The organism is Schauerella aestuarii, from assembly GCF_009866805.1.
Lineage (GTDB): Bacteria > Pseudomonadota > Gammaproteobacteria > Burkholderiales > Burkholderiaceae_B > Schauerella > Schauerella aestuarii.
Genome location: NZ_SIZW01000043.1, coordinates 502987 through 519503, shown reverse-complemented (window position 1 = coordinate 519503; position 16517 = coordinate 502987). Strand labels below are relative to the sequence as shown.

Genomic DNA, 16517 nt, shown 5'->3' with positions numbered 1-16517 from the left:
AAAAGAGAACACAAAAAAGCCCGCAGCGGTGTGCATGCGGGCTTGTCTGAAAGTGAATGAGCGTCGTGCGGTAATGGACAGCAGCTACGACGATCAGCCCAACAAGCCCTGAATGGCTAGTAGGCTGGTCATAATCGAAAGGGCGTCACGGCAAACGTTCATCGTGTGGACAGTATACATGCTACCGAATGGTCGCAACGACAGGCGTATCATCAGAAGGTTGACGACGGACGCCGCGCGGCTTGCGCGTACAGCCCTGTGAGCCGCCCGCTATGGGCGGTGCCTGCTTTTCAGGGCGGAGCATATTGCCTGCGTCAACTTAGCCAGGAGCACCCTCGATGAGCCAAGCGCCCGCATCCACGCCGCCGCAAGCGGTCACGCCCACCGCTGCGCAACATACGGAAGATTTGATCGACGAGGCTGGCGACGAAAGTTTTCCCGCCAGCGACCCGCCCGCGTTGTCATCGGAAGCCGATCGGCGCAGAGCAAACGATCCCGCGCGCACGCCTGCCGGCAAGCCCACCTGACACCCCTCGCCGGCAAGCCCCCCCCTTCTCTCACGCCCCCGCGGCGCTTTCAATGATCACGGGTTTGCATGTCTCCAGCATCCTCCTTCCTCCCCGCCTGGCCCGATTTCAACCCCAGACGCCATGCCGGCGTGATCGAGTTTCCGGTTCACCACATGCGCGGCGGCACATCGACGGGGCTCGTGATCAACGAGCGCTGCGCGCCCACCGATCCAGCACTGCGTGAAGAACTATTGCGACATCTGATGGGCGTTCCGCTCACCGGCACCCATCCCGGCAATCGCCAGATCACGGGCCTGGGCCGAGGCACGGCAACGAGCAACAAGGTGTTCTTCGCCAATTGGGAGGTAAGCGAAACCGGCGCGCGCATCGTGAGCACATTGGCCCAACTTGCCGGCAACCACGGCGGCATCGACTGGAGCGTGAACTGCGGCAATATGTCGTCCGCCCTGCAACTTTGGGCAATCGATGCGGGCATCGTGGCCCCCGTGCCATCCGCCACTTGCGATACCGACATCCGCAATACCAATACCGGTGTGATCACCACCTCGCGGATGACCTTGATGGCCGACGGCCGCTTTGTTGCAGCCGAGATCCCTGGCGTCGACGGCGCTTTTCCCAGCGTGGATCTCTTTCTGCATCATCCCGTGGGATCGAAAACCGGCAAGCTGCTGCCGACCGGCGCACCGCAAGACCTCATCGAGGGGCATGCCGTGTCGTGCGTGGACGTCGCCGTCCCCATGGTGATTGCCGACGCAGCCGCTTTCGGCAAAACGGCACACGAGCCGATCGACGAACTGGTGGCCGACCTGGATTTCATGGCGGCCCTGCGCCGAGTGTGGACGCAGGCCGCCTTGCGCATGGCGTTGAAACGACGCGACGGTCAATTGATGACGATCGACGACATCGCACGCAGCGAGACCATCCCGAAAGTGTGCATCGTTGGCGTGCCCCGCCATGGCGGTCATATCGCCGCACGTTACTTCACGCCACAAACAGGCCATGCCTCGATGGCCGTGTCGGGCGGCTGCTGCCTGGCCGCTGCCACCTTGGTGCCCGGCAGCGTGGCGCACCGGATCGCGCAGGGCGTGCCCGCCATCCGCGACGAATTTGGCGATATCGAGATCGGCATCGAAAATCCGGCGGGCATACTGAGTGCGACCGTGGTGGCGAGGCAGGAGGGCGACCGGCTCGAGGTGCGCAGCGCGGCCTACCGGCGCAGCGCCCAAATCTTGTTGCGTGGCCACGTCGCCCTTTATCGCGCCAGCCCCGCGCTTGTCGCCAGTTTGCTGCCTCCCGTCTAACATAAGGGGTAGTCCGTGACGCGTTGCGCTCGGGCCCCACATCAATCAAGGGTTCGGATGAACGACGCCGTACAGACCATCTCCACGGGCAACGCAGGCCTGGACATCATCCTCAAGGGCGGTCTGCCCAAGGACAGGCTTTATTTGCTCGAAGGTGCACCCGGCTCGGGCAAAACCACCCTTTCGCTACAGTTTCTTCGAGAAAGCGTGCGCGTGGGAGAGACCGCGCTTTACGTCACGCTGTCCGAAACCAAGGATGAGCTCGCGGTCGTCGCCCGCTCCCATGGCTGGGATCTCGACGATTTCGATGTGCTGGAACTCAGCGCGGTCGAAGACCTGCTGGGCGGTGAGCGCGATCAATCCATTCTGCATCCCTGGGAGCTCGAACTCGGCGAAACGGTGAAGCTGATCAAAGCTGAAGTTGAACGGGTCAAGCCCAGCCGCGTCGTGCTCGACAGCCTTTCCGAGATGCGCCTGCTGGCGCAGGATCCGCTGCGATACCGTCGCCAGGTTTTGGCGTTGAAGCAATATTTCGCCAAACTTAATCTCACCGTCATTCTCGTCGACGACCTGTCTGCAACCGAACATGGGCAGGATACGCATCTGCACAGCCTATGCCATGGCGTGATCACGCTGGAACGCTTGACGCTGGATTTCGGCGCTGCCCGCCGCCGCCTGCAAGTGCAGAAAATGCGCAGCGTCGATTTCTTCGCCGGCTTCCACGATTTTGCGATTCGACGCGGCGGTCTGGATATTTATCCGCGCCTGATCGCCGCCGATCACCAAGTTGACTTCACGTCCGAACATGTGACGAGCGGCGTCCCGGAGCTCGACGCGTTGCTCAGTGGCGGCCCGCTGCGGGGCACGTGTACATTGCTGACCGGACCGGCCGGCACCGGCAAAACGACCATCGCCTTGCAGTATCTGTTCGCCGCGTGCGAGCGTGGCGAAGCGTCTACGCTCTATGAGTTCGACGAGCGCATCGGCACGCTGATGACGCGTGCCCAGGCCTTCGGACTCGACCTGCAGAAGTATGTGGATAGCGGCTGCCTGCTGATCGAACAGATCAATCCTGCCGAGATGTCGCCGGGCGAGTTCGCCCACCGTGTGCGGCAGCAGGTGGCCGAGCGCAATGCACGGATGATCGTGATCGACAGCCTGAACGGCTATATGGCCGCCATGCCGCAGGAACAACAACTCATCCTGCAGATGCACGAGTTGCTGTCCTACCTGAGCCACCAGGGCGTGCTCACCTTGCTCATCAATCCCCAGCAAGGCCTGCTCGGTTCGATGGCCACGAATCTCAACATCTCCTACATCGCCGACGCGGTGGTGCTGCTGCGCTTCTTCGAAGCCGAAGGACGCATCCGCAAGGCCATCTCGGTGATCAAGAACCGCGCCGGCCGCCACGAGGACACGATCCGCGAGTTTCGCGTCGATGCGCAAGGGGTGCGCGTTGGCGAGCCATTGATCAATTTCCGCGGTGTGCTCACCGGCACCCCGGAGTACGTGGGCAAGCCGCATCCCTTGCTGGAAGATCGGCAAGATGACGCATAGATCCGCAGCCGAGGGGCACCGCGTCATCGTCGCGGCGCCTTATGGCAACGACGCGGCCAGCATCATCAGCCTGCTGAACCAACATCAGTACGATGCGCTGGCATGCCCGACGATGGACGACGTGGCGGCGGCTCTGGACGACCATGCCGGCGTGGTGCTGATCACGGAAGAAGCGATTCGTTCCGTAGGGCTGGACACGCTCAGAGACCGATTGTCCGAGCAGCCGGCCTGGTCGGACATTCCCTTCATCGTGCTCACCGCGCGCCGCACCGGCGTCGAACGCGCTCGCGAGAATGTGCTGGCCCGCCTGCTGCCGTTCATCGGTAATGCCGTGGTCGTCGAACGCCCCCTCAGCCTGGCGTCACTGCTCAGTGCGCTCACCTCTGCCATGCGATCGCGGCAAAAGCAGTTCGACATGCGCGACCGCCTGCTGGAACTGGAAGCCGGCAGGATTGCGCTGGCCGCCAGCGAGGCAGAGTTGCGCCGCATCTCCGATGCGCTGCCGGTGCTTATTGCCTTTGTCGGCCTTGATCTTCGCTACCGCTTTGCCAATCGTGCCTACGAGCATTGGGTCAAGATGGATCCCGCCGACATCGTCGGCAAGCATATTCGCGACCTCGTGGGCGAAGAAGGATTTGCCCTGCGCCTGCCCACGATTCAACGCGCCCTCGATGGCCACGATGTGCGGCTCGAACTGAGTTGGCCCCATTTCGACGGCCGGCGCCGCGACGCCGATATGCGTTTGCTGCCCCGTCGCGATGCCTCCGGCGTCGTCGATGGCTTTCACATTTTCGTGCAGGACATCACTGCGCAGAAAGAGACCGAAGAGCGGCTCGAGGCGCACGTGGCCCAGCGCACGGCCGCACTGACGGACGAAATGAGTCGCCGCGAGGGCGTGGAAGAGGCGCTGCGCCAAAGCCAGAAAATGGAAGCCGTGGGCCAATTGACCGGTGGCATTGCGCACGACTTCAACAATATGTTGACCGGCATCACCGGCTCGCTCGAACTCGTCAAGCGACGCATGGCTGCCGGTCGCACCGACGGCCTCGATCGCTTCATGGATGCGGCCTTATCCTCCGCACAACGTGCCGCGGGCCTCACTGCCCGCTTGCTGGCGTTTTCGCGGCGCCAATCACTCGACGCCAAACCGCTCGATGTGAATGTGCTCGTGCAATCGCTCGAAGAACTGCTCTATCGCTCGATCAGCGAAAGCATCGTCCTGCACGTCGAAGGCGCGCCGGATCTGCCGCACGCGATTGCGGACGCCAATCAACTCGAAAATGCGATCATCAATCTGGTCGTCAACGCGCGCGATGCCATGCCCGACGGTGGCACGCTCACCGTTGAGACCAAACTCGTCGAAGTCGATGCCCACACGGCTGAGAAGCAGCCTGACGTCACTGCCGGGCATTATGTTGTCGTGGCGGTAAGCGATACCGGCGTGGGCATGACGCCAGATATTCTCGCCAAGATTTTCGATCCGTTCTTCACCACCAAGCCGATAGGCCAAGGTACGGGTCTTGGATTGTCGATGGTGTACGGCTTTGCGCGCCAATCGGGCGGTCAGGTGCGCGTGCACAGCGTGCCGGGTACCGGCACTACCGTGTCGATCTATCTGCCCTGCGCGTCGCAGCAGCAATCGCGTGCGCCGGTTGCAGCGGCGGCGTTGGCGGCCCTGCCGCCACAAGGCAAAGGCGAACACGTGTTGATCGTGGAAGACGATGCCGCCGTCCGACTGTTGATGCGGGAAGGCCTGGAAGAATTGTCGTACAGCGTCCTGGAAGCTGAAGAGTCCAATGCCGCGATTCGCGTGCTGGCGTCGAACCGGCCACTGGCCATGATGATTTCGGACGTGGGCCTGCCCGGCATGAACGGCCGCCAATTGGCCGAGATCGCCCGTCAGCACCGCCCCGACCTCCCCGTGCTGTTCGTGACCGGCTATGCCGAAAACGCAGCCATCCGTGCCGGATTCCTCGGTACGAACATGTCGATGATCACCAAACCGTTTTCGTTGGATGGCTTAGCGGTCAAGGTGCGGGAAATGTTGAACGAGTAGCCCACCTAAAGGTGGAGACACGATTGAAGCCTGCTACCGCGCGCTTCCAATCGGTAGTCGTTCGGCGCAATAATCGGCGATGGCTCTTTTCGGGGATCGTCATGGCGCATGCTGCACTCGGCTTCAAACGTTGCGATCACATCACGTGGACAGTGGCCGACGTGGACGCCGCCGCCGACTTCTATATCCTCGTGCTCGGCGCGAGCCTGGTCTATCGCATCGGCCCGATCGATCCTGCGGATCTCACGCCCGATGAGCATGGCCGCGATTGGACGCACGCCCATCTAGGCTTGCCCGGCGCACGGTTCAAGGTGTCGATCGTGGAGCTGCCGGATGGCTTTCGCATCGAGCTGATCCAATTCGATTTTTCCGATGAAGCCGCCGACGCCCCCATCGAACGCGAGCGAATCGGTGCGGGCCACCTGGGCATCGAGGTTCAGGACATCGAGGCGGCCTCGGCGTTTCTCAGAGAACACGGGTGTACGTTGCACACCCCGTTCTACGTCGACATGGATATCGACGAATCGGCTATCTTTCGCCATTGCGTGGATCCCTGGGGCCACACCTTCGAGCTGGTCGAACGGCGCTGAAGCGCCTTCGACCATCGGCACTCAAGTCAGGCTCAGCTTGAGGCTCAGGCAGGCAACAAGCGCGCGCGGCTGCCGGGTGCGTACTCGACGTCGCGGCCACGTGGCTGCCCATCGACCCGAAACTGCGCCACGGCCTGCAGCAAGCTGCTGGCTTGCTCGGACATGGACTGCGCAGCAGCTGCGGCCTCTTCCACCAATGCGGCGTTCTGCTGCGTCACGCTATCCATTTGCGACACAGCGATGTTGACCTGCTCGATACCTGTGCTTTGCTCGCTTGAGGCCGATGCGATTTCGCCCATGATGTCCGTCACGCGCCTGACCGAACGCACCACCTCTTCCATGGTCTGCCCGGCCTCGGAGACGAGCACCGACCCCGACGACACATGCTGCACCGAGGTTTCGATCAGCTGCTTGATCTCCTTGGCCGCTGTGGCGCTGCGTTGCGCCAACGTGCGTACTTCGCTGGCCACGACGGCGAAGCCCCGGCCTTGCTCACCGGCACGCGCCGCTTCCACCGCCGCATTCAGCGCCAGAATATTGGTCTGGAAGGCGATGCTCTCGATGACCGAAATGATGTCGGCCACGCGGGCGGAACTCGTCTTGATATCCTGCATCGTGGTAACCACGCGCCCCATTACCTGGCCACCCGCGCTGGCGGTTTCGGACGCGGACGCCGCCAACGTGCTGCCCTGCTGTGCACTTTCGGTATTCTGCTTCACTGCGGAGGTGAGCTGCTCGATGCTCGCCGCCGTCTCTTCCAGGGACGCGGCCTGCTCTTCGGTCCGCTGCGACAAGTCGACGTTGCCTTGTGCAATCTGGCTCGACGCGCTCGATATCGACTCGGCCGACGATTGAATGCCCGACACCACATTGCTCAGTTGCAGCCGCATCGCCTCCAGAGACGCCATCAAACTGCTCGAATCGCCCGTTGCCACACGCATTTTCACAGTGAGGTTGCCATTGGCGATTTCACCGGCAGAAATCTGCGCGGCATGCGGCTCGCCGCCCAACTGACGCAAGATGCTGCGGGTGATCAGAAACGCGGCAAGGACGCCGAGCAGCAGCGCGAGCGCCACCATCGATAACGTCATCGTCAGCGTGCGATCGTAGTCCGCGCCTGCCGCCTGCGCCGCCTCGTTGTTCAACTGCGTTTCGACGTTGACCAGTTCACGCAATGACGTGAGCCAGGCGGCCTGTTTGGGTCGCACATCCTCGATCAGCATTTTCATGGCCCCGGCCACGTCGTTGCTTGAGCCCAGCCGCATCACCTGCGCCATCGCCGGAATCGTGGCCGCCTCTTCGGATTTCAGGCGGGTGTACAAATCGCGTTCCTTCTGTACGGTCGAGGTCGATTCGACGAAGGTGCGCCCAAGTTCCGTATAGGCTGCCGCGTAGCTCTTCTCCTGCCGTGCAATCCGATCGGTTTCGGCGCGAACGAGTGCTGGATCGGTCATCAGCACGATGTTGCGCAAGGCGATGCCGCGGTCCATAACCGACTCGAGCATTTGCGACGACAGCCGCCCTTGCACGTTATTGACCTCAGTAATTTCGCGCAGGCTTTCGCGAACGCTGCTTAGACCGAACAGGCCCATACCCGCGATCAGCAGGACGAGCAATAACAGGGTGCCAAACCCCATGGCCAGACGGGTAACTACCTTCAACTGATTCATTATGCTTCCCTGCATAGTCATTGAGCGATGCAGGCAATCCAGATGTTTCTGAACGCCCTATGGGTAATGACGGCATAACGGATCAGTTATTAAATTTCGAATTGTTTCATCGCGTAAATAGCAGATGGGCGATCATGCGCGACGATCCTGTCTTTGCGCCAATTGCTCTGCCAACGTCAACGCGTGGAGAAGAAAAGAGCGGCGTCATCCAAGATCAATTGAGGGGATGGGCAAGTGCCGTCACGGCACACGGTGGCTCAACCTGCCTGAATGAAACACAGCGTGCGATGCGCGCTGCTCGGCACATCACACCGGGCCGTCCGAGCGCTTGTGCGCCATCTCGTAAGCTGCGCTGCGCAGCGCATGCAGCACCCAATCATTACGGCGGGTATGCCGCATATAGACGCCATAACGCTGGCGCATCCCTGCGAGGTCCACCAGATCTTCACCGCGCTTCAATGCATAGACATGATTGAGCCAGGGTTCGGCATGCACGTGCTGCGCGGCAGGCGCCAACGAAATCTTGTCGTCGTACGCTTTGGAAAACTGACGCCAGATTGCCTTGGGCCTCGGCGGCATCGACGGCACGGTCACACTCGGCAGCACGCCCGCCAGTTCTTCATTGCGCGCAAACTGCAAGATAGCGGCGTACAAGGTGGGCCCATATCCCTCGTCAGCGCCAACCGTGCACATGTGAATCGTCGGCAGCTGCTGCTCGCCGGTCACGACCGTTTCCACCATGGCGCAAGCCACGAACGTGGTGTCATCGGGCACGGAACCCGTGAACGACGTGGGGCTCAACCAACGGCCAAGCACCCCACGTGACGCGGTGCGATCGCAGTGTTGCGAGCGAAACAGTCCGATCAGATAGGGATCAGTGACGACCGCCTTTGCGTCGCGATCAGTATAGAAAAGAAGGTCGGATGTGGATTTCAATGGCATCCCTGCTCACCGAACAGGTGTTTCATAGGCTCCTCCAGTTGCAGCACGAAGCTCAAGGCGCGTGCCTCTGGCTGAACGCCGACACCCGTCGAAATATACAGCCAAGGGATTGCCGAGCCTGTAAACGTACGTGTCATCACGTCACGCGACTTACGCGTGATGCGCCTGCCTCAGGTCGATTCCCACGGCGGCAGCCCTTTCACGAAATCCACGAATACCCGCAACGGCGCGGGCAGGTGTCGCCTGCCCGGATAGTATAAAAACGGTCCGGAGAAGCGCGGCCACCAAGGCTCCAGCACGGGTTCGAGTTCACCGCGTTGCATATAAGGCCGCAACCAATCCTCGAAGAGATAAATCACGCCGCAACCTGCCACTGCGGCATCCACCGCGAGATCGGTTGCTGCGCCGATACGTACCAAAAGCGGGCCGGTGGGCTCGATCTTGACCACATCGCCACGTCGCTCGAACTCCCAGGCCGGCATGGATCCGCTCGCGAACTGCCCCCGCAGACAATCATGCATCATCAGGTCGTGAGGATGCACTGGCGTGCCGCGCTCACGCAGGTAGCGCGGCGATGCCGCCGTGGCAAAGCGTTGTTCGCGAGGCCCGATCGGAATCGCGATCATGTCCTGCTCCAGACGCTCATCGTAGCGAATGCCCGCATCGCAACCTGCCGCCAACACGTCGACAAAACTGTCTTCCGCGATCACCTCAAGTCGGATATCGGGATACGCGGCAAGAAATGCCGGCACGATTCTAGGGAGGACCAAACGGGCGGCACTTACCGGTACATTGAGCTTCAATGTGCCAGCAGCCTTGTCACGAAACCCGTTGGCCACATCGAGCGCCGCATCGACTTCTTTCAACGCAGGTTCAAGACGCTCGAGCAATCGCGCGCCGGCTTCGGTGGTGGCCACGCTGCGCGTGGTGCGGTTCAGTAGCCGCACCCCAAGTTGATCTTCGAGACGGCGAACGGCCTCGCTCAACCGCGACGCACTGCTGCCCGTCAGGCGGGCCGCCTCACGAAAACCGCTGGCGCGCGCAACCGCCAGGAACGCGTGGATATCGCTCAAATTCGCCGTCATGCGCCGCTCACTGTTCGCCATTCCGCACAAGCTGTGCCGATTGAGACGGATTGTCGCACGCCCGCAGCGTGACTACAGTTGGACTGTCACCCATCCACGGAGCCTTCCATGAACACCCCCGCACTCGCATCAGCAGGTACTTATTCGCTCGGCGACCACACGGTCAACCGGCTCGGCTATGGGGCCATGCAGCTGGCCGGAAAGGGCGTTTTCGGCCCACCCAAAGACACCGATGCCGCGCTGGCCGTTTTGCAGGCGGCCGTCGAAGCAGGCGTCAACCATATAGACACGAGCGATTTCTATGGCCCCCACATTACCAATCAACTCATCCGCCAGGCGCTTCATCCATACGCCTCCGATCTCACGCTCGTGACCAAGATCGGCGCGTTTCGCGGCGCCGATGCCTCATGGCTTCCCGCCCTGGGGCGAGACGACCTCACGCGTGCGGTGCATGACAATCTACGCAATCTGGGTGTGGACGCCCTGACAGTCGTCAACCTGCGCATCATGTTCGACGTTCACGGTCCGGCCGAGGGATCCATCGAAGAACCGTTGACGGTACTCGCCGAGTTGCAACGCCAGGGACTCGTGCGTCATATCGGATTGAGCAACGTCACGCGCGCCCAGGTCGCCGAAGGCCGCGCGATCGCCGATATTGTCTGCGTACAGAATCAGTACAACCTGGTGCATCGTCGGGATGATGCCCTGATCGACGAACTGGCTGCAGCCGGCATTGCCTATGTCCCCTTCTTTCCGCTCGGCGGCGTCACGCCGTTGCAGTCCGATGCGCTGTCCAACGTCGCCCGGCAGTTGAAGGCCACGCCCATGCAGGTGGCGCTTGCCTGGCTGTTGCAGCGCGCTCCAAATATCCTGTTGATCCCTGGCACGTCGTCCGTTGCGCATCTGCACGAGAATCTCGGTGCCGCGTCGCTGGTACTGCCTGCGGATGCCCTGGACACACTCGAAAAGATCGGTTCGACCGCCTGACCGCGCGTGGCGTATCGAGGCCTGCAGCACATTGACCGAATCGAGTAAGAGAATGGTAAGACTCGCGCCACCACAATCGCGTTTTTCAACGTGGATGAGGAAAAGCGATGCCTTGGTCAAATGCAGGCTCGAACCGAGCGATAACGGTTGCTCTTATCGCGATGGTCCTGGGGCCCATGCCGACTCACGCTGCCGAAATCGGCGACCCCGAACCCACACAGGAATATGCATCGCAATGGGGAGTGGGTGCGGGCGTAGGCATCAAGCGCAGCCCGTATCGCGGCATCGGCAATGAGACCAACGCGATCCCCTTGTTGAGCTTTCAGAACCGATACGTGCGCTTCTTCGGCACCACACTGGATGCCAAACTGCCGTCGGCCGGCCCCATCGATTTTTCCGTCCGCGCCAGATATGGCTTGGGCGATGGCTACAAATCGTCCGACGCATCCTATCTTTCCGGTATGGAAGAGCGTAAAGGTGGTCTATCCCTGGGCTTGGCCACCACATGGCATACCGATCTGGCCAACGTGTCGCTGGAGTGGATGCGCGCCACGAGCAACGGCAAAGGCAACCGCATCAAGCTGGCCGTCGAGCGCTCGTTCGACGTATCCAACAGCATCACGGTGACCCCTTATGCCGGCATCGAGCGCGCCGATCGGAAAGACGTCGATTACTATTTCGGCGTCACGAACAGCGAGATCCGGGCCAACCGGCCGGGTTATGAAGGACGCGCCACAACCAATGTCGAAGGTGGCATCCGTCTGGACTATGCATTCACGAAGCAGCAGAATCTTTTCTTCGACGTCGGCGTGCAGCACTGGGGTGCCGGCGTCACCGACAGTCCCCTGGTCGATCGCAGCACGTCGCCCTCGCTGCGCATCGGCTACCTGTATCGTTTCTAACCCGCCCATGTCAACCAACCGTGTTGCGCTACTCGAAGACAATCCGCGTATGGCCGCCCTGATGTGCAAGGCACTGTCAACGGCGGGCATTCCTGTGGATGTATTCGAGCGCATCGACTCAGCCTGGCAGGCCATCGCGCAGGGCGGCTATGCCGCGCTGGTCATCGATCGCAGCGTGCCCGATGGCGACGGACTCGATCTGGTGAATAATTTGCGTGCTCGGGGCAACGCGACGCCCTGCCTGATGGTGACTGCGCGCGACGCGATCCATGACCGCATACAAGGACTGGAATCCGGCGCCGACGACTATCTGCCCAAGCCTTTTTCGCTGGAAGAATTCGTTGCTCGCGTTCGTGCGTTGATGCGACGCTCAATCGTGTTGACGAGTTTGAGTCCGTCGTTCGGCGGCATCACTGTGCACCCGAACAAGGGATGCATGACCCACGGCACCACCCACGTCCCACTGCCACCGGCAGAATTGCAAATTCTGTTGGCACTGGTCAAGGCGGCAGGCCAAGTGGTCCGCCGTAGCCGACTGGAGGCCACGGGCTGGGGATTGGGCGAAGGCGTCACACCCAATGCGCTCGACGTGGCCGTGCATCGCCTGCGTCGAAAGATCGCGTCGGCGGGGGCAGCCGTGCAGATCGTCAATCTGCGCGGCCAGGGTTTTGCGCTGCAAGCGACGCATGGCGTGCATGAATCGCATGCCGCGCAATAGTCTGACCGTCCGGTTGCTGGCGGCCACTGCGTTGGCCCTCCTGATGACCACCACCGTGGTCGGTGCCCTCTCCTACGTCGTGGTCACGCATTACCCCGGCGTGTGGCTCGAGGCCGACTTCGTCTCGACCGCCGAAGAGGTGGCTGACGGGCTCATCTTCGATGCGGCGGATCGCCCGATCGCACTCAAAATCCATCCCGGGCTGACGAGCGCCTATGAGGCATTGCATAACGACATGCTGTATCGCGTCGTCGATCCGGATGGCAACGTGTTGCTGGCGGCCGATGCCAATGCAAAGCCCCTGGCGCCGCATGGCGAAGCGTTCGATCCGGCACTGACGCGCTTCGATCTGATGCGCGATGGCAATCTGCTGCACGTGGCCACCTTTCCGCTGGATCGCCCCGGCCCTATTTACTTCCTGCAGCTCGCACGCAGCGAGCGATTTCAGCAGGCGATGACCGGGCTCGAAAGCAGCACGGCTCACGAGGCAGGGCTGACGGCAACCCTCGCTGCGTTGCTGATTTTCAGCGCCATTGTGTTCTACACCATCCGCCGCGTGCTGAAGCCCTTGCATACGGCGTCGGAAGCGGCGGCCCACATCACGCCCGGCAATCGCCACACGCGTCTGTCTACTGAAGGCATGCCGAGCGAGCTGGTGCCGCTCATCACGGCACTCAATCAGGCACTGGAAAGGCTATCGGTCGGCTACGCGGTCCAACAGGAGTTTCTGGCGACCGCTGCGCATGAGCTCAAGACGCCACTCGCACTGATGCGAGGCACCGTGGAATTGGGCAATTCCCCCGATCGCACCACACTGCTGGCCGACATCGATGGGATGTCGCGACAGGTGCAGCAACTGCTGCAATTGGCCGAGTGCAGCGAATCGCAGAACTATACGATGGGGCAAACCGACATGGTCGGCGTCGTCGCGGATGCCACGGCCAAGTTGAGCCGCCTGGCCACCAATGCTCACGTCGTCATGCACACCACGCTGGCACCGTGCGTCATTTCGGCCGACCGTGCCGCCCTCTTCATCCTGCTACGCAACCTGTTGGAGAATGCCGTCCGCTTTGCGCCTCGCGGGAGCGCTATCGATATCGTTTTGAATGCTCAAGGGCTATCTGTGCGGGATTACGGCGTTGGGATCAGCGCGCAGGATATTGCCATGGTCTTCAAACGCTACTGGCGCGGCAGCGAGTCCGGTAACGGCGAATTCGGCACTGGCGGATCTGGCCTCGGGCTCGCGATCTGCCTGCAAATCGCGCAAGCCCACGGCTGGACGATATCCGTCCACGATGCCGAGCCAGGCGCTCGCTTTCAGGTTGATTTTCTACAGCCACGCGGGGCTTGATGCGCTTGCGCCCGCTTTGAAAAGGCGCTGCGCACTTGCGATTACGTCGATCTGTAATGATGTACGTCGGTAGATCGACAGCCTGCTTCGATTCGACGACAGGTGACTGGCGCCGCAATCGTCAAATGTCCAATTGCGTCTTCTTCAAGAACGTTGCTATCATCCATTCATGCAACTATTGAAGTTATATGAAACGCGATAGCAGGCTTTCAGGTGTTCTCCACGTTCTTCTGCACATGGCCGAGGTCGATGGCCCCGTTACGTCGGAAGCGATGGCGCGCACCATGCAAACGAATCCGGTCGTCATTCGCCGCATCATGAGCGGTCTGCGCGACCAAGGTTTCGTGCGTTCCGAAAAAGGTCACGGCGGCGGGTGGACCATCGCGCGCGATCTCGGCAGCATCACCCTGCTCGACGTGTATCGGGCCTTGGGTGAACCCGAGCCTTTCGCAATGGGGCACCGCACCGAAGCGCCCGGATGCGCGGTCGAACAAGCCGTCAATGCCGCATTGGAGAGCGCTTTCCAGGACGCTGAAGCGTTGCTGCTCGCGCGTTTTCAAACCGTCACCCTGGCACAGCTGAGCATGGATTTTCATGCAAGGCTCACTGCCGCCGGCTGCACTACGCTGAACCTGGAGAATACGCATGATGCATGACGCCATCGTCGTTGGCGGAAGTTTTGCGGGCCTGTCCGCCGCCTTGTACATTGCCCGCGCCCGCCGCAAGGTGTGCGTGATCGATACAGCCGCACCGCGCAATCGATTTGCGTCCGCCTCGCACGGCTTCTTCGGTCAAGACGGCAGCAAGCCGCAAGATATGATTGCGCGCGCTCGCGATCAGCTGCTGCAGTATCCAAGTGTGCAGTGGCAACCCGGTGCCGCCGTGGCAGCCGTGGCTCAGAACGATGGCTTCGACCTCCGTCTGGCCAGCGGCGAAACGCTCGCCGCGCGCAAGCTCGTGCTTGCGTTCGGCATCACCGACGTGCTGCCGGACGTGCCAGGGCTTAGCCAACGTTGGGGCAAGAGCGTGCTGCATTGCCCTTACTGCCACGGATTCGAATTCGCGGATGCAGCACTTGGCGTCTTGTACGCCGCCGAGGGCTTGGTTCATCAGGCGTTGCTGATCGCCGAATGGGGACCCACCACGTTGTTCCTCAACGGCAACGAATTGCCCGACGACGCCACGCGCGAGAAACTTCTGGCGCGCGGCATTGCCATCGAGCCCGCCCCGGTACTGCGCCTCGAAGGGCCCCACACCACGCTTGCCGCCGTGGTGATGGCAGACGGCCGCAGCATCGCGCTGCAAGCGTTGTTCATCGCCGCACCCACCCGGTTGACCAGCGATCTCGCCGAGCAACTCGGTTGCGCGATCGACGATGGCCCGTTCGGTCCCATGGTGCGCACTCGTGCCGACAAGCTCACCACGGTGCCCAGCGTTTATGCGGCGGGCGACATTGCTCGCGCACCGCACAGCGTGGCGTGGGCCGCCAGCGACGGCGTCATGGCCGGCACCGCGCTGCATCGTGCGCTGGTGTTTCCCGAAACCGGTCAGTGATGCCGTGGCACCACGAAACCTGACATCAACCGGCCGCAGACCGATACCGTAAATACCCCAGCACGGCCTGCACCACTTCGTGTTCGGCAACGGCCAGCACGTCTTGTTCCAAGTCGACTTCTGCGCCCTTCTCGTCGTCTTTTTCTGCACCCGCTGCGTTGCCTTCCGCGCCGTTTTCCGCATCCGCTGTGCGCGGTTCCGGCGCTGTGCGCAGCCCGCCCGATGCCGTCCAGTGATCCATGATGGCCTGGATGATGACGGGCACCGTACGCGCCGCGCGCCGGTGATCCAGGCCATCGAGCTCGCGGCATTGGCTGAAGAACTGCAGGCACAGATCGCTGCCCTGCTGCAGATATGACGCGATCACATCGCCGATCGGCAGCCGTGCTTCTTCATGATCGATTGCGCTTGCCAACAACCCATCCTCGCGGCTGTGTTTGATCACGGCACCGATGAGAATGCGCACCGCCGCTTCCAGATCGTCGTGCGGCGCAGCGCGGATTGCCTGCGCCATGTCGTTCAGCATCCGCATCTTCTGACGATGAATCAACGCCAGCATCAACGCATCCTTGTTCGGGAAGTATTGATACAGGCTGCCCACGCTCGTACCAGCGCGCGCCGCAATGGCATTGGTATTGAATCCCTTCAATCCATCGCATGACAAAAGCTGAGTCGCGGCTTGCAGGATGGCGTCGTGCGTGGCCTGCGAGCGCGCCTGGCGCGGGGCTTTACGCGGTTCGAGCGAGGGGTTGGGCATATTGGACGAGCGCTGAAAAATGCGAGTAAGAAATATGAGCATTTATTCATAAACTGATCGGTGCCGCAAGCCTGGCCATTCACGGCCGGCCGCCATATCACCAGGACGCTTCCATGCCTTCGTTGATTCACGATCTGCTCGCCAGCCCATCCTTCGAAATATTCGCACGCGTGCTGCTCACGTCTTTCTTTTGGGTCGCGGGAATCTTCGGTCTTTTCAAGTTCGACATGATGGTCAACGTCATCAAGCGGCAGTCGCTGCCGGCACCGCGCTTGATCGTTGCCGCCATGGTGATCACCGAGCTGGTGGGTTCGACGTTGCTGATCACGAACGTGCACGGAATGGCCTGGCTAGGTGCCGGCGCATTGGGTGTGTTCACGTTGTTGTCGATACCGCTGGGCCACCCCTTCTGGCGCTATACGCCACCCAAGAAAATGGAGGAATTCCAGATCGCGCTCGAGCATCTTGCGGTGACCGGCGGGCTCATCTGCGCAGCGATCCTCACCGTCCGATAAGG

The 16517-nt window shown here is 61.5% G+C and carries 16 protein-coding genes; 12 read left to right on the top strand and 4 right to left on the bottom strand.

The window, feature by feature from the left end; translation table 11 throughout:
• Window positions 1–338 precede the first annotated feature (338 nt).
• From EYW45_RS21695 to EYW45_RS21675, 5 genes are all read left to right on the top strand, one after another.
• A complete protein-coding gene (locus tag EYW45_RS21695) occupies window positions 339–527 on the top strand; it encodes a hypothetical protein (RefSeq protein WP_161137530.1) in 189 nt (62 codons plus the stop codon).
• A 68-nt stretch (window positions 528–595) separates the two neighbouring features.
• A complete protein-coding gene (locus tag EYW45_RS21690; RefSeq protein ID WP_161137529.1) occupies window positions 596–1831 on the top strand; it encodes a PrpF domain-containing protein in 1236 nt (411 codons plus the stop codon).
• Window positions 1832–1888: 57 nt separating this feature from the next.
• Window positions 1889–3388, top strand: a complete 1500-nt coding sequence (locus EYW45_RS21685) for an ATPase domain-containing protein (RefSeq protein WP_161137528.1) — start codon at window positions 1889–1891, stop codon at window positions 3386–3388.
• The gene (locus EYW45_RS21680) at window positions 3378–5444 is read left to right on the top strand and encodes a hybrid sensor histidine kinase/response regulator (protein ID WP_161137527.1); all 2067 of its coding nucleotides are present in this window, start codon (window positions 3378–3380) and stop codon (window positions 5442–5444) included. Before EYW45_RS21685 ends, EYW45_RS21680 begins: the two co-directional genes overlap by 11 nt.
• A 23-nt stretch (window positions 5445–5467) precedes the next feature.
• Window positions 5468–6034: a VOC family protein gene (locus EYW45_RS21675; protein ID WP_161137526.1), complete on the top strand. Its 567-nt coding sequence runs from the start codon at window positions 5468–5470 to the stop codon at window positions 6032–6034.
• A gap of 44 nt (window positions 6035–6078) precedes the next feature.
• On the opposite strand, the gene EYW45_RS21670 is transcribed toward EYW45_RS21675, so the two are convergent.
• From EYW45_RS21670 to EYW45_RS21660, 3 genes are all read right to left on the bottom strand, one after another.
• Window positions 6079–7704 (bottom strand): methyl-accepting chemotaxis protein, encoded by a 1626-nt coding sequence (locus EYW45_RS21670; RefSeq protein WP_161137525.1) that lies wholly within the window; start codon window positions 7702–7704, stop codon window positions 6079–6081.
• 306 nt (window positions 7705–8010) lie between these two features.
• Window positions 8011–8646: a hypothetical protein gene (locus EYW45_RS21665; protein WP_161137524.1), complete on the bottom strand. Its 636-nt coding sequence runs from the start codon at window positions 8644–8646 to the stop codon at window positions 8011–8013.
• Window positions 8647–8816: 170 nt separating this feature from the next.
• Window positions 8817–9731 carry a LysR family transcriptional regulator gene (locus tag EYW45_RS21660; protein WP_161137523.1) on the bottom strand — a complete coding sequence of 305 codons (915 nt, stop codon included), beginning with the start codon at window positions 9729–9731 and terminating at the stop codon, window positions 8817–8819.
• 108 nt (window positions 9732–9839) lie between these two features.
• On the opposite strand from EYW45_RS21660, the gene EYW45_RS21655 reads away from it, so the two are divergent.
• From EYW45_RS21655 to EYW45_RS21630, 6 genes are all read left to right on the top strand, one after another.
• On the top strand, window positions 9840–10718 hold the full coding sequence (locus EYW45_RS21655; RefSeq protein ID WP_161137522.1) for an aldo/keto reductase family oxidoreductase: 879 nt from the start codon (window positions 9840–9842) through the stop codon (window positions 10716–10718).
• A 176-nt stretch (window positions 10719–10894) separates the two neighbouring features.
• Complete coding sequence (locus EYW45_RS21650; RefSeq protein ID WP_235939175.1) at window positions 10895–11620, top strand: MipA/OmpV family protein; 726 nt, start codon at window positions 10895–10897, stop codon at window positions 11618–11620.
• Window positions 11621–11627: 7 nt separating this feature from the next.
• Entirely contained in the window at window positions 11628–12338 is a 711-nt protein-coding gene (locus tag EYW45_RS21645) for a response regulator transcription factor (RefSeq protein WP_161137521.1), read from the top strand.
• Entirely contained in the window at window positions 12316–13689 is a 1374-nt protein-coding gene (locus EYW45_RS21640) for a sensor histidine kinase (RefSeq protein ID WP_161137520.1), read from the top strand. Before EYW45_RS21645 ends, EYW45_RS21640 begins: the two co-directional genes overlap by 23 nt.
• 188 nt (window positions 13690–13877) lie before the next feature.
• On the top strand, window positions 13878–14345 hold the full coding sequence (locus tag EYW45_RS21635; RefSeq protein ID WP_161137519.1) for an Rrf2 family transcriptional regulator: 468 nt from the start codon (window positions 13878–13880) through the stop codon (window positions 14343–14345).
• Window positions 14335–15243, top strand: a complete 909-nt coding sequence (locus EYW45_RS21630; RefSeq protein ID WP_161137518.1) for an NAD(P)/FAD-dependent oxidoreductase — start codon at window positions 14335–14337, stop codon at window positions 15241–15243. The genes EYW45_RS21635 and EYW45_RS21630 overlap by 11 nt, the downstream gene beginning before the upstream one ends.
• Before the next feature lie 25 nt (window positions 15244–15268).
• Here the strand turns inward: EYW45_RS21630 and EYW45_RS21625 are convergent, their stop codons facing one another.
• Entirely contained in the window at window positions 15269–16042 is a 774-nt protein-coding gene (locus EYW45_RS21625; protein WP_161137517.1) for a TetR/AcrR family transcriptional regulator, read from the bottom strand.
• Between the two features lie 71 nt (window positions 16043–16113).
• On the opposite strand from EYW45_RS21625, the gene EYW45_RS21620 reads away from it, so the two are divergent.
• Window positions 16114–16515, top strand: a complete 402-nt coding sequence (locus EYW45_RS21620; RefSeq protein WP_161137516.1) for a DoxX family protein — start codon at window positions 16114–16116, stop codon at window positions 16513–16515.
• The last annotated feature ends 2 nt before the right edge of the window (window positions 16516–16517 follow it).

Excerpts from the sequence above, each read along its gene's own strand:
- EYW45_RS21695 (WP_161137530.1), top strand. The coding sequence starts at position 339 with ATGAGCCAAGCGCCCGCATCCACGCCGCCGCAAGCGGTCACGCCCACC.
- EYW45_RS21690 (WP_161137529.1), top strand. The coding sequence starts at position 596 with ATGTCTCCAGCATCCTCCTTCCTCCCCGCCTGGCCCGATTTCAACCCC.
- EYW45_RS21685 (WP_161137528.1), top strand. The coding sequence starts at position 1,889 with ATGAACGACGCCGTACAGACCATCTCCACGGGCAACGCAGGCCTGGAC.
- EYW45_RS21680 (WP_161137527.1), top strand. The coding sequence starts at position 3,378 with ATGACGCATAGATCCGCAGCCGAGGGGCACCGCGTCATCGTCGCGGCG.
- EYW45_RS21670 (WP_161137525.1), bottom strand. The coding sequence starts at position 7,704 with ATGAATCAGTTGAAGGTAGTTACCCGTCTGGCCATGGGGTTTGGCACC.
- EYW45_RS21665 (WP_161137524.1), bottom strand. The coding sequence starts at position 8,646 with ATGCCATTGAAATCCACATCCGACCTTCTTTTCTATACTGATCGCGAC.
- EYW45_RS21660 (WP_161137523.1), bottom strand. The coding sequence starts at position 9,731 with ATGACGGCGAATTTGAGCGATATCCACGCGTTCCTGGCGGTTGCGCGC.
- EYW45_RS21655 (WP_161137522.1), top strand. The coding sequence starts at position 9,840 with ATGAACACCCCCGCACTCGCATCAGCAGGTACTTATTCGCTCGGCGAC.
- EYW45_RS21650 (WP_235939175.1), top strand. The coding sequence starts at position 10,895 with ATGCCGACTCACGCTGCCGAAATCGGCGACCCCGAACCCACACAGGAA.
- EYW45_RS21645 (WP_161137521.1), top strand. The coding sequence starts at position 11,628 with ATGTCAACCAACCGTGTTGCGCTACTCGAAGACAATCCGCGTATGGCC.
- EYW45_RS21640 (WP_161137520.1), top strand. The coding sequence starts at position 12,316 with ATGAATCGCATGCCGCGCAATAGTCTGACCGTCCGGTTGCTGGCGGCC.
- EYW45_RS21635 (WP_161137519.1), top strand. The coding sequence starts at position 13,878 with ATGAAACGCGATAGCAGGCTTTCAGGTGTTCTCCACGTTCTTCTGCAC.
- EYW45_RS21630 (WP_161137518.1), top strand. The coding sequence starts at position 14,335 with ATGATGCATGACGCCATCGTCGTTGGCGGAAGTTTTGCGGGCCTGTCC.
- EYW45_RS21625 (WP_161137517.1), bottom strand. The coding sequence starts at position 16,042 with ATGCTCATATTTCTTACTCGCATTTTTCAGCGCTCGTCCAATATGCCC.
- EYW45_RS21620 (WP_161137516.1), top strand. The coding sequence starts at position 16,114 with ATGCCTTCGTTGATTCACGATCTGCTCGCCAGCCCATCCTTCGAAATA.